Annotated in this window: 9 protein-coding genes; 5 read left to right on the top strand and 4 right to left on the bottom strand. The window is 76.0% G+C overall.

The genetic code is table 11. The features are described from left to right. Positions 1-51: 51 nt before the first annotated feature. Both Q0795_RS10730 and Q0795_RS10725 read left to right on the top strand, forming a co-directional pair. Positions 52-516 (top strand): NUDIX domain-containing protein, encoded by a 465-nt coding sequence (locus Q0795_RS10730; protein ID WP_298889529.1) that lies wholly within the window; start codon positions 52-54, stop codon positions 514-516. A gap of 192 nt (positions 517-708) precedes the next feature. After that, positions 709-2,691, top strand: coding sequence for a M13-type metalloendopeptidase (locus Q0795_RS10725; RefSeq protein WP_298889527.1), 1,983 nt, complete (start codon positions 709-711; stop codon positions 2,689-2,691). A 48-nt stretch (positions 2,692-2,739) separates the two neighbouring features. Here the strand turns inward: Q0795_RS10725 and Q0795_RS10720 are convergent, their stop codons facing one another. The 3 genes from Q0795_RS10720 to Q0795_RS10710 are packed head-to-tail and all read right to left on the bottom strand — an operon-like array spanning position 2,740 to position 8,649. Beyond that, the gene (locus Q0795_RS10720) at positions 2,740-4,905 is read right to left on the bottom strand and encodes an SGNH hydrolase domain-containing protein (RefSeq protein ID WP_298889525.1); all 2,166 of its coding nucleotides are present in this window, start codon (positions 4,903-4,905) and stop codon (positions 2,740-2,742) included. Beyond that, complete coding sequence (locus Q0795_RS10715; RefSeq protein WP_298889523.1) at positions 4,902-7,157, bottom strand: helicase-associated domain-containing protein; 2,256 nt, start codon at positions 7,155-7,157, stop codon at positions 4,902-4,904. The genes Q0795_RS10720 and Q0795_RS10715 overlap by 4 nt, the downstream gene beginning before the upstream one ends. Beyond that, positions 7,150-8,649: a gluconokinase gene (locus Q0795_RS10710; protein WP_298889521.1), complete on the bottom strand. Its 1,500-nt coding sequence runs from the start codon at positions 8,647-8,649 to the stop codon at positions 7,150-7,152. The genes Q0795_RS10715 and Q0795_RS10710 overlap by 8 nt, the downstream gene beginning before the upstream one ends. Positions 8,650-8,726: 77 nt before the next feature. Here Q0795_RS10710 and menD point away from each other — a divergent pair, with 77 nt between their 5' ends. Then, positions 8,727-10,463 carry a 2-succinyl-5-enolpyruvyl-6-hydroxy-3-cyclohexene-1-carboxylic-acid synthase gene (menD, locus tag Q0795_RS10705; protein WP_298889519.1) on the top strand — a complete coding sequence of 579 codons (1,737 nt, stop codon included), beginning with the start codon at positions 8,727-8,729 and terminating at the stop codon, positions 10,461-10,463. A gap of 81 nt (positions 10,464-10,544) precedes the next feature. On the opposite strand, the gene Q0795_RS10700 is transcribed toward menD, so the two are convergent. Continuing rightward, a complete protein-coding gene (locus Q0795_RS10700; RefSeq protein ID WP_298889517.1) occupies positions 10,545-11,858 on the bottom strand; it encodes a GNAT family N-acetyltransferase in 1,314 nt (437 codons plus the stop codon). A 72-nt stretch (positions 11,859-11,930) separates the two neighbouring features. Here Q0795_RS10700 and Q0795_RS10695 point away from each other — a divergent pair, with 72 nt between their 5' ends. Further along, positions 11,931-13,193, top strand: a complete 1,263-nt coding sequence (locus Q0795_RS10695) for an MFS transporter (RefSeq protein ID WP_298889515.1) — start codon at positions 11,931-11,933, stop codon at positions 13,191-13,193. Next, positions 13,193-13,693, top strand: coding sequence for a GNAT family N-acetyltransferase (locus tag Q0795_RS10690; protein ID WP_298889513.1), 501 nt, complete (start codon positions 13,193-13,195; stop codon positions 13,691-13,693). The genes Q0795_RS10695 and Q0795_RS10690 overlap by 1 nt, the downstream gene beginning before the upstream one ends. Positions 13,694-13,843 lie beyond the last annotated feature (150 nt).

The raw sequence follows: 13,843 nt of genomic DNA, 5'->3' as shown, positions 1-13,843 counted from the left end.
GGGCCCGGCGGTCGCACGCGCAGGGGCGGTGCCTGGCCCTACAGTGGCCCGGTGGACATCGTGACCGAGGACGGGCCGAGCGCGAGCCAGTACCTCCCGCCGACGTACATCCGGGTGCTCGCCCTCGCGCTCATCCGGCACCCGTCCTCCGGCGCCCTCTTCGTCACCGAGTACCTCGACCCCGCCCGCGGCGAGAGCCTGCACCGGCCGGCCGGCGGCGGCATCGAGTTCGGGGAGACCGCCGAGCAGGCGCTGCGCCGAGAGTTCCGCGAGGAGTTCGAGACCGAGATCGAGGTGGGCCAGCGGGTCGCCGTGCTGGAGAACATCTTCGTCTTCAACGGCCGTCCGGGCCACGAGTGGGTGGTCCTGCACGACGCCCGCTTCCTCGACGACGCGATGCACCGGCCCGGCCCGCACCCCGTGCTCGACGCGCCCACCGACCTGGGGGTCTGGCGGCCGGCCACCGGCACCGACCTGCCCCGCCTCGTCCCGGACGCCCTCACCGACCTGCTCTGAGGGCATACCTGCGAGGTATGCCGCGACGCGCCCGGGGCGGACCGGCTCAGCCGCGCACGTGAACGCCCGAGCCGCTGGTGCTGGGCGGGTCGGCGGCACGGCGTCCCCCGGGACCGGTCCCGGACTCCTTCTCTGACGCCACGGAAGGCTGGTGGGTGCGCCCTCGGCGGGCGCACGGCATACCGTGAACCCATGAAGTCAGGTATCGACCGTGCAGGGATGAACACCGACGTGCGGCCCCAGGACGATCTGTTCGGCCACGTCAACGGGGGGTGGCTCGCCTCGGCGACGATCCCGGAGGACCGCTCCCGCTACGGCGCTTTCGACCTCCTGCGGGAGAGTGCCGAGACCGCTGTCCGCGAGCTCATCGAGCAGGCGGCGCAGGCGCAGCCCGAGCTGGACACCCCGGCCGGCAAGGTGGGCGCGCTCTACGCGAGCTTCATGGACACCGACCAGGTCGAGCGGGTCGGCCTGACCCCCCTGACCGACCCGCTGCAGCGGATCGCGCAGGTCGAGGACGTCAGCGCCTTCGTCCGGCTCTCCGCGCAGCTGCAGCGCGAGGGCGTCGACGGGCTCACGCACCTCTGGGTGACCGCCGACGCGGGCGACCCGGAGAGCTACATCGTCTACCTCCACCAGGGCGGCATCGGCCTGCCCGACGAGGCCTACTACACCGCGGACGAGCACGCGACGGTGCGCGAGGCCTACCGCACCTACCTCGCCCGGCTCCTGCAGGCGGCCGGGCCGGCGCTCGCCGAGTCCGGTCTGGACGAGGTCGTGGGCGACGACGCCGTCGACCGTGTCTACGCCCTCGAGGAGCGCCTCGCCGCCGCCCACCGGGACCGGGTCGCCGCGCGCGACGCGGTGAAGAGCTACACCCGGCTCACCCGCGAGGAGCTCGCCGGGCTCACCCCCGGGATGGACTGGGACGCCTTCGCCGACGGTCTCGGCGCGCCCGCGGGCGCCCTGGACGCCGTCGTCGCCCGCCAGCCCGACGTGCTCGCCGCGCTGGGGGAGACGCTGACCCGGGTGCGGCTCGCCGACTGGCAGGCCTGGCAGGCCGTCCGGCTGCTCGACTCGCTCGCGCCCTACCTCACCGACGACCTGGTCGCGGCGCACTTCGACTTCCACGGCCGGGCGCTGTCGGGCACCCCGGCCAACAAGGAGCGGTGGAAGCGCGGCGTCGGCATCGTCGAGGCGCTGCTGGGCGAGGCCGCAGGGCAGCTCTACGTCGAGGCGCACTTCCCCCCGGCAGCCCGGGAGCGGATGACCGAGCTCGTCGCCAACGTCACCGAGGCCTTCCGCCGCCGCATCGGCGAGCTGGAGTGGATGAGTCCGCAGACCCGGGAGCGCGCCGAGGAGAAGCTCGCGCTCTTCCGTCCCAAGATCGGTCACCCGGCCACCTTCCGCGACTACACGGCCTACGAGCTGGACCCCGGCGACCTCGTGGGCAACGTCCGCCGCGGCGCCGCGTTCGAGACCGACCGCGAGCTGGCCAAGGTCGGCGGACCGATCGACCACGACGAGTGGCTCATGACCCCGCAGACCGTCAACGCCTACTACCACCCGATGCTCAACGAGATCGTCTTCCCCGCCGCCATCCTGCAGCCGCCGTTCTTCGACGTCGACGCCGACGACGCCACCAACTACGGCGGCATCGGGGCGGTCATCGCGCACGAGATCGGCCACGGCTTCGACGACCAGGGCAGCAGGTATGCCGGGGACGGCTCGCTCACCGACTGGTGGACCGAGGCCGACCGGGAGGCCTTCGACGCCCGCAGCCGGCGGCTCGTCGAGCAGTTCGACACCCTGTCGCCGCGCGACATCCCCGGCGGGACCGCCACCGTCAACGGCGGTCTCACGGTCGGCGAGAACATCGGTGACCTGTGCGGGCTCGAGCTGGCTTACCTCGCCTACACCATCGCCACCGAGGGCTCCGCGCCCGAGGTGGACGGCTGGACCGGCGACCAGCGCTTCTTCCTCGGATGGGGCTCGGTATGGCGCACCGTCGCTCGGGAGGAGGAGGCCCGGAGGCTGCTCTCGATCGACCCGCACGCCCCGGCCGACCTGCGGGCCAACACGGTCCGCAACGTCGACGCCTTCCACGAGGCCTTCGGCACCCAGCAGGGCGACGCGCTCTGGCTGGACCCCGAGGACCGGGTGCGGATCTTCTAGCCCCCAACCGGGGGCGGTCCCGCCGCCGGCCGGTGCCGGCCCGTCCGACTAGCGGTAGAGCTGGGGCGCCGCCTCGCGCAGCCGTGCGTCCAGGGCCGGGGCGAGGGTGCGCATGTAGGTCGCGGTGACGTGGCTGTGGTCGCTGTAGACCACCACGTCGCCCGCGACCGCCGGGCAGGTCCGGTCCGTGCAGATCTGGTCCACGACGTCGACGAAGGAGACGTTGGCCGGCAGGTCGTCCCGGCCCAGGTAGGGCGCGGAGTCGCGGTATGCCGGCTCCCGCGGCATGGCGCAGGCCCGCGGCTCCTCCGGGTGCTCGGCCAGGCAGTCGGGCACGTCCTGCGGCATCCGCGCGGTGTCCCGCAGGCCGACGACGTCGATCCCGCGCCGGTCCAGCTCGCGCCACACCTCGACGAAGCCGCGCGACACCTGCTCGGACCCGGGCTGGGTCGTCGACCCCAGGGTCACCACGGCGTCCGGGTCCAGCTCCTCGACGGTCTCCAGGAAGCCGGCGTTCCAGGCGACACAGCTGTCCGTCGGGGTGGCGTCGGTCTGCTGCGGGTAGGCGCCGGTGTTGGTCGTGAGGTGGCAGCCCGAGCGGCTGGCCACGACGAGGTTCCACCCCTGCTCGTCGGCCACGACCTCCAGCGCGGGCAGGAACTGGACGACGTGGGAGCCGCCGGTCACCACCAGGGTGTGCTCGGCGCCCGGGTCGGTGCCGGGGCACACCAGCACCTCCGAGGCGGCCTGCGTGTCCTCGTGGCCCTGGATGCACCCTTGCCGGTAGACGTCGGCGTTGTCCTGCGGCGCGGCAGCCAGGGCCGGGACCGGGGTGGCGCCGGTGTTGCCGAAGCCGGGCTCGTCCAGGGCGGCCGCCCCCGGATGGTCGGGGGAGTCCTGCGCCGCCTGGGCGAGGGCAGCCTCCCGCTCGCGCACCAGGGCGGCCGTCCAGCCGCCGACCAGCCCCGCCCCGAGCGCGACGACGAGGGCGCCGACGCCGATGACGAGCCACGGCCGGCGCATCGGCGAGGCGGTCACCCGCCGCTCCACCAGGGCGTGCGTGAGGTGGGCCAGGAGCACCGACGCCGCGATGACGAGGGCTCCCGCGGCCAGCCCGAGCCGTTCCTGCCCGGTCACCACGAGGGTGTAGACGACGACGGGCCAGTGCCACAGGAAAAGCGGGTAGGCGATGTCGCCGACCCAGCCGAGCAGCCGACCGGACAGCCAGTGGTCGGCCCCCCACCGGCTGTCCGTCGACCCGGCGGCCAGGACCAGCGCGAAGCCGCCCACGGGCCAGAGGGCGGCCGGTCCGGGGAACAGCGCCCCGCCGTCGAGCACCAGCCCGGAGCTGGCCACGAGGCCGACCCCCGCCCACCCCAGCGTCAGCCGCAGAGCCCGCGGCAGGCGCGCGTCGAGCGCGAGCAGCGCCACCAGGCCGCCCAGCGCCGGCTCCCACAGCCGCGCCCCGGTGTGCAGGTAGGCCACCTGCTGGTCCGCCTGGTGCAGCCACGCGGCATACCCGAACGACCCGACGCACACCCCGGCGACCACGCCCAGCAGCACCGGCCGCGGGCCGACCCGCAGGCCCCGCGCCAGGAGCACGCCGAGCACCACCACCACCGGCCACAGGAGGTAGAACTGGCCCTGGACCGACATCGACCAGAAGTGCTGCAACGGGCTGGTCGAGGCACCCGCCGCGCCGTAGCCCAGCTGGGAGGCGATGAGCTCCCAGTTCTCGACGTAGGTCAGGCTCGCGCGGACCTCGCGCCCCAGCTGCACCCACCGGGTCTCCGGCAGCAGCAACCGCCCGGCCAGCCAGGTCGCCGCCAGCACGAGCACGGCCGTGGGCAGCAGGCGGCGCACGATGCGGCCCAGGTAGCGCCCGAGGTCGACCCGGCCGCCGGTACGCACCGCCTCCCGGGCGAGCATCCCGGTGAAGAGGAAGCCGGAGATCGCGAGGAACACGTCGATGCCGCCGGACACGCGGCCGTCGCCGAAGACGTGGAAGAGGACGACCAGGGCGATCGCCAGACCGCGCAGGCCGTGCAGCTCGGGGCGGTAGCGCGCGGTCAGCGACGGGGGGACTGCGGTGCCAGTGCCGGCGCCAGTGTCGTCGCCAGTGCCGTCGCCGGGAGGCGGCGCGTCTCGCGGGGGGCGCGAGGGGGCGGCCTCCTCACGACGGTCCGTGCGGGGGCCGGTGCGGCTCGGGCTCACTGCGCCGGGCTCACCCTCGTGATCCGGTGCAGCAGGAAGGTGCGGGTGACGTCGGCGTCGCCCACGCTCGCCCGCAGCCGGCCGCCCTCGACCGCCAGCGGTCGCACCAGGTGGGTGGCGACCCCGCCGGCGTCGTCGGCATACCCGATCCACAGGGCCTGCCCGTCGACCGCGGCCTCGCGCACCGTGGCGCTCACCACGACCGGGTCGGTGCTGGCGTCGGCCCCACAGTCACCACCGCCGGCCGCGGCCGACGCGTCGCCCCGGCGCATCACGCCGACGACCTGCCGGGCGACCGTCTCGTCGACCCCGCTGACCCGCACGGCGGGCGTGGTGGTCCGGGGGGCGCGGTGGCGCTGCACCGCGAGGGCGAGGCTGCCGTCGGCGCCGTCCGCGACCGGGCCGTACTGCTCCTCGCGCAGCAGGTCCATGACCGTGGGTGCGGCGACCGGCGAGACGAGCACGGTCGGGGCGACCCGGCGCCACTGCAGCATCCCGAGGGCGCGGTCGTGCTCGATGCGGTCCAGCAGGGCGGCGTCGTCGCAGCGCAGGTAGGCCGCGCACGCCCCGACCCGGGCCACCCCGTGGCGGCGGGCGACGTCGCGCACCAGGTAGTCGAGCGGCTGCGGCACCCCGGTCCGCGACACGGCGGCCAGCTCCTCGAGCACCCGGTCGGCCGTCCAGCCGAGGTCGAGGGCACGCCGCACGCTCTGCTCGCCGAAGCGGTGCACCGTCGCGCCGCCGCGGGACTCGACGTCGCTCACGAGGCGCAGCAGGGTGCGGGCCGGGCCGTCGAGGCGGCCCGGTGCGATGGCGGTGAGGTCGGCCTGCAGCAGCACGTGGTCCACCGCGGGCGGCACGAGGGGCTCCATGAGGTCGGCCGCGGGGTCGCCGGCCACCACCGCGCGCCCCGGGGTCGACAGGGCGCCACGACCGGTCAAGCCCGCCCACTCGGCCTCGCGCAGCGCCGTGTCCGGGCCGACACCGTGGTCGCCGGTGGACCGCGCCGAGCGCAGCGGGTGCCGCCAGCGCAGCAGCTCGCCGAGCGGCTCCACCGCGCCGACCGCGCCCGGCGGCAGGCTGGCCAGGGCCCGCAGGGTGTCGTGCCGGCGTTGCCGCGCCAGGGGGTATGACGTCGCGGTCGACAGCACGTTGACGCGCCCCCCGTCGGACGTCCCGACGAGGCCGGGTGCCGCCGAGGTGGTCCACCACGCCTGCGCGAGGGCGGCCCAGCGCGCGCCGGCGGGCTCGTCCAGCCAGTCGTCGGCCAGCGTGGTCGGCGCCCACACGGGGGTGCCCTCGGCGACGGTCTGCCGCCGGCCGTCGTCGACCGCGACGAGTCCCGCCGCGTGCGCCGTCTCCAGCAGCCAGGCCACCTCCTGGGTGCCGGTCTCCAGGTGGGCGGACAACCGGGTGAGGTCGCGCACCGCCAACCCGCCGGAGCGCAGGACCCTCGGCGGGCGGGCCCCCCACTCCTCGACCACCTCGGTGACGAGGACGACGAGCTCGGCGGCGCGACCGCCCGCGGCGGCGTCCACGACGTCCTGGTCCAGCGTGGTGTGCTCCACGGCCGGTGGCTCGATGGCCGGGTGGCGGTGCAGCCGGCCGCCGCGCAGGGCGAGGGCCACCTGGCGGGGGAGCACGACATGACCCTCGTCCTCGCGCTGGAGCAGACCCGCCTCGACCAGCTCCTGCGCGGCCAGCGACACCGGCGAGGCCTCGCCCACCCCGGGCACCGCCGCCACCGCCCCGCGCGCCGGGCCCCAGGTCAGGGCCTCGAGCAGGCTGCGGTGGCGCGGCTGCAGCCCGGCGAGCGCCGTCTCCAGCTGCTCGCCCGTCGGCCCCCCGGCCGCCACCGGCCCCAGCCCCCCGGGGACGCCGACGACGTCCGCGACGGCGCGGGCGGGCCGCATACCCTCCGGCGAGCGCCAGCACAGGGCCAGCGCGTGCAGGTCGTCGACGAGCTCGGCCGCCCGGGCCTCGTGCTCGTCGGTGTCCAGCAGCGCGGCGACGGCGCCGACCGACGCCGGCGAGGCGACGATCATCGCCTCCAGCGCCTGCAGGTGCGCGAGGTCGAGGCCCTCCAGCGCCCGCTGCACGCTGGCCCGGGTGGTGGCGCGCCCGGTGAGGGCGGTCACGTCGGCCGGGGCAGGACGGGCCAGGTCGGGCCGGGTCTGCAGCAGCCGGGCGAGCTCGTCGTCGGTCCGGCCCCGCAGGTCGTCGGCGAGCGAACGGACGGGCGGCTCAGTCAAAGAGGGCCTCGTAGACCTGCTGGAAGCGGCGGAACCGGTCGGTGTAGTACGGCCGGCGCGCGTAGTCGGGGGAGAGGGTCGCGCCGCGGTGGGGCCGGGCCCGGCGCACGTCCGGGGCCAGGCTCTCCAGGGCGAGCAGCGCGGTGCCGTGCAGCGTGGAGCGCTTGATCGTCACCGGGGTCACCGGGGTGCGCATGGCGTCGGCCATGATCTGCATGAGCTCGGGGCGGTCGGAGGCGACCGAGCCGCCGGCGTAGAGCTTCTCCGGCTGGGGAGCGACCTCCCGCAGCTGGCTGGCGATCCGGGCGTAGGACAGGGCGATCCCCTCCACCACCCCGCGGTAGACCTCCGCGGGCGCGGAGGCTGCCGTCACCCCGGCCAGGACGGCGCGGGCCTCCGAGGCCCACCCCGTGCTGCGCTCGCCGGTGAAGAAGGGCAGGACGATCGGGGTCGTGGGGTGCGGCTCGGCGGTGAGCGCCGCGGAGAGCGACTCCGGGCCCACCTGGTCCACGGCGAGCGTGACGTCGGCCCACGCCAGCGCCCGGCCGACGTCGTTGAGCGCACCGCCGAGCAGGGCCCGGTCGTGCGAGACGCGGTAGCACCACAACCCCGGCGGCAGGGTCTCCGGCATCTCGCGCACCAGCACCCGCAGCGCCCCCGAGGTGGCGCAGGAGGCGGCGATGGCGGTCTCGTCGTGCGCCCCGAGGCCGACGTTGGCGGCGAGGCCGTCGGTGATGGGGGCGTACCAGCGCGCGCCCACCAGCCCGGGCCAGTCAGCGGCGATGCGGTCGACGTGGGAGTCGGCCACCTCCACCGGCTCGTCGAGGTGGTGGATGGGCGGCAGCCGGTCGGCGTCGATGCCGCAGATCTCGACCAGCTCGGGGTACCACTGCGCGGTGTGCCGGTCGACCAGGCCGGTCCACGACGCCGTCGAGGTGCCGGTGGCGACGGTGCCGATGAGACTCATGAGGAGGTAGTCGCCGAGGGAGAGGAAGGTGGCCGCCTTCTTCATCACCTTGGGCCGCTCGGCGGCGAGCCAGCGCAGCCGGGCGGGCCAGTAGCTGGAGTGCACCCGGGTACCGGTGCGCTGCTGGAGGTTCTCCTCCGAGAGCTCCTCGCGCAGCTCGCGCACCTGGTCTGCGCACCGCCCGTCGGCGTAGGTGAAGCACGGGGTGAGCGGTGCCCCGTCGGCGTCGACGACGACCAGCGAGGAGGCGAAGGTGTCGAGGGCGACACCGGCCACCTCGTGCCCGTCGAGCGCGCCGAGCAGCTCGCCGATGATGGTGCGGACCTCGCCCACGAGCTGGTCGGGGTCGATCTCCGAGGTGCCGTCCCCGGCGGTGGTGAAGGTGTGGGAGACCTTGGCCCGTTTGCCGACCGGACGCCCGTGCGCGTCGTAGACCATGCCCCTGCTGGCGGTGGAGCCGACGTCGATCGCCAGGACCAGCGGCGCGACGGCGTCCTTCAGCTCGATGTCGAAGTTCGAGGCCATGAGCGCCCACTCTAGGCGGAACGACGCGGATCGCGGGCATCGGTCGACCCGCCCCGCCTCCGTGCGACCATCGGGGCGTGCACCCCTCGACCGCCCTGGCCACCGTGCTCGTCGACGAGCTGGTGCGCGGAGGGGTGCGGGAGGCGGTGCTGGCCCCCGGGTCGCGCTCGGCGCCGCTGGCCTACGCCCTGGAGGAGGCGGACCGCGCGGGCCGGCTGCGTCTGCACGTCCGGATCGACGAGCGCAGCGCCGGTTTCCTCGCGCTCGGGCTGGCGCGCGGCAGCGGCGCACCCGTCGCGGTCGTCACCACGTCCGGGACCGCCGTCGCCAACCTCCACCCGGCGGTGCTCGAGGCCTCGCACAGCGGCATACCCCTCGTCGTGCTCTCCGCCGACCGCCCCGCCGAGCTGCGCGGCACCGGGGCCAACCAGACGACGGTGCAGCCCGGCATCTTCGCCGGCGCGGTGCGGTGGGAGGTCGACCTGCCGGCCCCGGAGGCGGTGACCCCGGGCGCGGGCGCGCACTGGCGCTCGACGGTATGCCGTGCGCTGGCCGCCGCGCGCGGCGCCGGGCCGGTCGCCGGTGCCGGCGCCGGGCCGGTGCACCTCAACGTGTCCTTCCGCGACCCCCTCGCGCCCGTGCCCGTGCCTGCGGCCGGCGCCGACGACCTGCTCGCCGGGCGGGCCTCCGGGGTCCCCTGGGTCACGGTGGCGCCGGTGCCGGCGGCCCGGCCCGCCCCGCTCGCGCCGGGCCACCGGACGCTGGTGCTGCTCGGCGACCTGCCCGACCCCGCGTCGGCCGACCGGGCCCTCTCCTGGGCGCAGGAGGCGGGCTGGCCGGTCCTGGCCGAGCCGTTCGGCCGGCTCCCGACCGGGCCCGGCGTGGTGCCGCACGGCCCGCTCCTCGCCGCCGCCGTGGCCCGCGGCGAGCTCACGGAGCTGCTGCCCGAGCGGGTGGTCGTCGTGGGGCGGCTCACCCTCTTCCGCGAGCTGGGCGCGCTGCTCCGGCTGCCGGGGGTGGTCGTGGAGCACGTCTCGGCGCACGAGCGCTGGACCGACCCCTCGCACGTGGTGAGCCGCGTCCACGGGCCCGGCGCCCTGGTGGCGCCGCCGCGACGGCATACCGAGGCCTCGTCGTGGGTGCACGCCTGGACGGCGGCGGGCGAGGCGCTGGCGGGACGGGTCGCCGCGGCGGCCGGAACGGAGCCGACGGGCGTCGGCGTCGCCCGGGTCGTGGCCGGCGCCCTGGGGGCCGGCGACGTGCTCGTGCTCGGCTCCTCGACGGTGCCGCGCGACCTGGCGGTCTCGCTGGACGGCACCGCCGCCGCGGCGCGGGTCGTCGCGAACCGGGGTCTGGCCGGCATCGACGGCACGGTGGCCACCGCCGTGGGCGTGGCGCTCGCCGTGCAGGGCGGGGAGCCACCGACCGGCCCGCCCCGCGTCCTCGCCCTCATGGGGGACCTGACCTTCCTGCACGACGCCGGTGGCCTGGTGATCGGGCCCGGGGAGCCGCGCCCGGACCTCACCGTCGTCGTCGTCAACGACGACGGGGGCGGCATCTTCTCGACGCTGGAGTACGGCGACCCCGACCGCCTCGCCAGCCCCACGGGCGCGGCTGCGGCGGAGCGGGTGTTCGGTACCCCCCACGGCACCGACCTGGGCGCCCTCTGCGCCGCGCACGGCGTACCGCACGAGCGGCTGGACTCCCTGGGCGCGCTGGAGGAGCGGCTGGCGGAGCGGGCCGAGGGCCTGCGGGTGCTGGAGGTGCCGGTCGACCGGGCCACCCACCGGCGCGTCCGCGACGCCCTGCGCTGACCCTGGTGCCAGAACGGTGCTGCATCCCGGTCGTCCTGGCGACCAGGGTGCAGCACCGTTCCTGCACCACCGTGGTGCGGGCTAGAACCCGATCGCCGGCACCGGCTCGCGCTCGGCCCGCATCGCCCGGGACAGGGCGGCCACGGCGCCGGGGGTGCGCTCCTGCACGCCGAGCGTGGGCACCTGCGCGAGCAGGGTCCGCCCGCCGAGGTATGCCGCCCCCAGCGCCGCCACGGGCGTCACCACGTCCGGGTCCGCGTCGGTGGGGCCCGCCTGGGCGGACCCGTCGCCGTCGACCTGCAGCCGCCACCGCCCGGCGTTCCACGGGCACACCTCGTCCTCGACCTGCACGACGAGGTCCAGCGGCGCCCCCGCGGCATAGCCCCGCTCGCGCAGGGCCCGCGGCACGTCGACCAGCCGCAGCCAGAGGGCGTCGAAGACGCGCATGCCGGCCGAGCGCGGCCCGCCGGCCCACCAGGCGAGCGGGTCGTCCGTCGGCCGCGACCAGAAGACGGTGCGTCCGGTGAGGTCCATGTCGACCAGGCGACGGGCCAGCGCCAGCAGCGAGGCGTGGTCGGTGGCCGTCAGCTCGGCGACGCTCACCTCACCCGCGGGCTGGCCGTCGTCCCACCTGCTCTCCCGGCGGAAGACGGCATACCCGGTGAGCTCCTCGTCCCGCCGGGCGAACATCACCCGGTTCGGCTCCTTGCCGGCGCGGGCCAGGGGGTGGTCCCGGAAGGCGAACCACGACTGCTCCGTGGACTCCGGGCGGGTGACCGCGCCGAGGGTCACGTCGGCGCAGGCCAGGTGGGTCCGGTGGACCGCGGCGAGCGCCTCCTCGGTGTCGAGGTCGGTGACGTGGGTGCGGATCTCGTCGGCGCGGGCCGCGAGCGATGCCGGCGCCGCGAGCGTCGTCCCGCGGCCGATCGTCAGCTTGGCCTCGGCGCTCGCGTGGCCGTAGCCGAAGCGCCCGTAGATCGCCGGCTCGGACGCGTGCAGCCCGGCGAGGGCCGCCTCCCCGCGGTCGTGCACCCGGTGCAGGTGGTCGGTCATCATCCGGCGCAGGACGCCCTGCCGGCGCGCGTCCGGGTGCACGCTCACCATCGTCAGCCCGTCCATCGGCACCCGGGTGAGGTCGCCGTCGGCGGCGGGGACGCTGAGCCCGAGGTCGAAGGCGCTGTAGAGGCCGAGCAGCGGCGCCGCGGCGGCCGGTTCACCGGGCAGCGGGCCGTCCGGTCGCGGGATGCCGCGGGCGTGCCGCAGGTCGATCTCCTCGTCGAGGTGCTGCAGGGTCTTGCCGGGCACGACGGAGAACCAGACGGTCTCCACGAGGTCCCGGATGCGGGGCAGGTCCTCAGGCGTGAGGTCGACGGGGGCGGGGAGCGAGATGGTCACCGCCCCAGTCTGGACCAACTACCCTGGTGCGCCGGGGGATTTCCGATGACGTCGAGGACAAGGAGTGGGCCCGTGGGGCGCGACGTGCGCGGCTCGGTGCTGGCCGTGCTGGTGGTCTTCGCCAGCGCCGGTTTCGTCATGGGCCAGGCCCTCGCGCGGGTGCCCGCCGTGCGCGACCACCTGGGCGCCGACACCGGCGCGCTGGGTCTGGCGCTCATGGGTATGGGGCTCGGCTCGCTCCTGGCGATGCCGTTCACCGGGTGGCTCGTGGACCGCTTCGGCAGCGGGCGCGTGGTCACCGTCGCAGTGATCCTCGGCTGCCTGGGGTGGGCTGCCGTGACGGCCGTCCCTTCGGTGCCGGTGCTCCTGGCCGTGCTCGTCCTCACCGGCACCAACGTCGGGATCTGGGACGTCGCCATGAACATCCAGGGCACCCACGTCGAGCAGGCCCGCTCGCGCTCGCTCATGCCCTTCTTCCACGCGGCCTTCTCCGGCGGCGCGGTGCTGGGGGCCGGCTCCGGCGCGCTCGCGGCCTGGCTCGGCATCGGACTCGCCCAGCTGCCCGTGCTGGCGGCGGTGGCCGCGGTGGCCGGGGTGTGGGGGGCCAGCCGCTTCGTCCCCGAGGCGACCACGGGCGACGTGGGGGTCGCCGAAGAGGCCGACGCCGACACGGGCACCGGGGCGGTGACCGAGCCCACCCTGGGAGCGGCCGAGGCGGCGGTGGCCACGGCGCAGGCCGGCCCGGCTCGGCGCGGCGTCACCCCGGCGGAGCTCCTCATCGGGCTCATCTGCCTGGCGGGGGCGCTGGCCGAGGGCTCGGCCAACGACTGGCTGGCGCTGCTGCTCGTCGACGTGCACGGCGCCCCGGCGGCCTTCGGCGCCCTCACGCTCACGGCGTTCAACCTCACGATGATGATCGGGCGGCTGCTGGGCGGCCCGGCGATCGAGCGCTTCGGCCGGGCCGCAGTGGTGCGCGCCGGGGGGATGCTGGCCGCGGTCGCCATCCTCGTGGTCACCCTCAGCTCCTCGCTCGCGCTCGCGCTGGCCGGTGGCCTGCTGTGGGGGCTGGGTGTCGCCACGATCTTCCCCGCGGCAATCTCGGCGGCGGGCGAGGTGCCCGGCCGCGGCAACCGCGCGATCACCGTGGTGTCCACCATCGCCTACGGCGCCTTCCTCTTCGGGGCGCCCACCATCGGGCTGCTGGCGGAGGAGATCGGTCTGGACCGTGCGCTCTTCCTCGTCGTCGGCTTCCTCGCCCTCTTGCTCGTGCTGTCCCCGGTCATGCGGGAGAAGAGCGGTGGCCGGGACCGCGCCGGGGCGGCCATGGTGGGGTGATGCTCACCCTGCGACCGCCCACCGCCCGCGACGAGGCCGCGCTGCGCGCGATGCACGAGCAGCTCGCCGTCGAGGGGTTCACCTTCCTCCTCGCCGAGGGCACCTGGCCGCAGGTCCTGGCGCAGCTGCAGCAGGAGGCCGACGGCCGCGACCTGCCCGCCGGGAGGGTCCGGGCGGACTTCCTCGTGGCCGAGGTGGACGGCATACCGGTGGGTCGCGTCTCGATCCGGCACGAGCTCACGCCCTTCCTGCGCGACCTCGGCGGCCACGTGGGGTATGCCGTGGCCCCGCCGTTCCGCCGCCGCGGCCACGCCACCGAGATCCTGCGGCTCTCGGTCGAGCGGCTGCGCGGCCTCGGCGTCGCGCGGGTGCTGGTCACCTGCGACGACGGCAACGCTGCCTCCGCGGCCACCATCGAGCGCTGCGGGGGTGTGCTGGAGGACGTGCGGGTCCCGCCCGGCGGGGGCGTGCCCCAGCGCCGCTACTGGATCGACGCCTGACGCCCCGGTCCGCAGGGCCGACCTCCGGCCGCCAGGTCAACCTCCAGCCGGCATGTCAACCTTCGGCCGCGTCGAGGGGGCTGCCAGCTGACGTGCCGGCGTGCAGTTGACCTGTCGGCGTCCAGAGGGGCCAGGCGGGGCCGGGCTGAG

Origin of the sequence: uncultured Serinicoccus sp., from assembly GCF_947487915.1 — a bacterium.
GTDB lineage: Bacteria > Actinomycetota > Actinomycetes > Actinomycetales > Dermatophilaceae > Ornithinicoccus.
The sequence above is the reverse complement of the archived record's forward strand: the minus strand, read 5'-3'. Positions and strand labels throughout refer to the sequence as shown.

Bases quoted from the DNA above. Each gene is read 5' to 3' on its own strand.
- Q0795_RS10725 (WP_298889527.1), top strand. From the start codon at position 709: ATGAAGTCAGGTATCGACCGTGCAGGGATGAACACCGACGTGCGGCCC.
- Q0795_RS10710 (WP_298889521.1), bottom strand. From the start codon at position 8,649: ATGGCCTCGAACTTCGACATCGAGCTGAAGGACGCCGTCGCGCCGCTG.
- Q0795_RS10690 (WP_298889513.1), top strand. From the start codon at position 13,193: ATGCTCACCCTGCGACCGCCCACCGCCCGCGACGAGGCCGCGCTGCGC.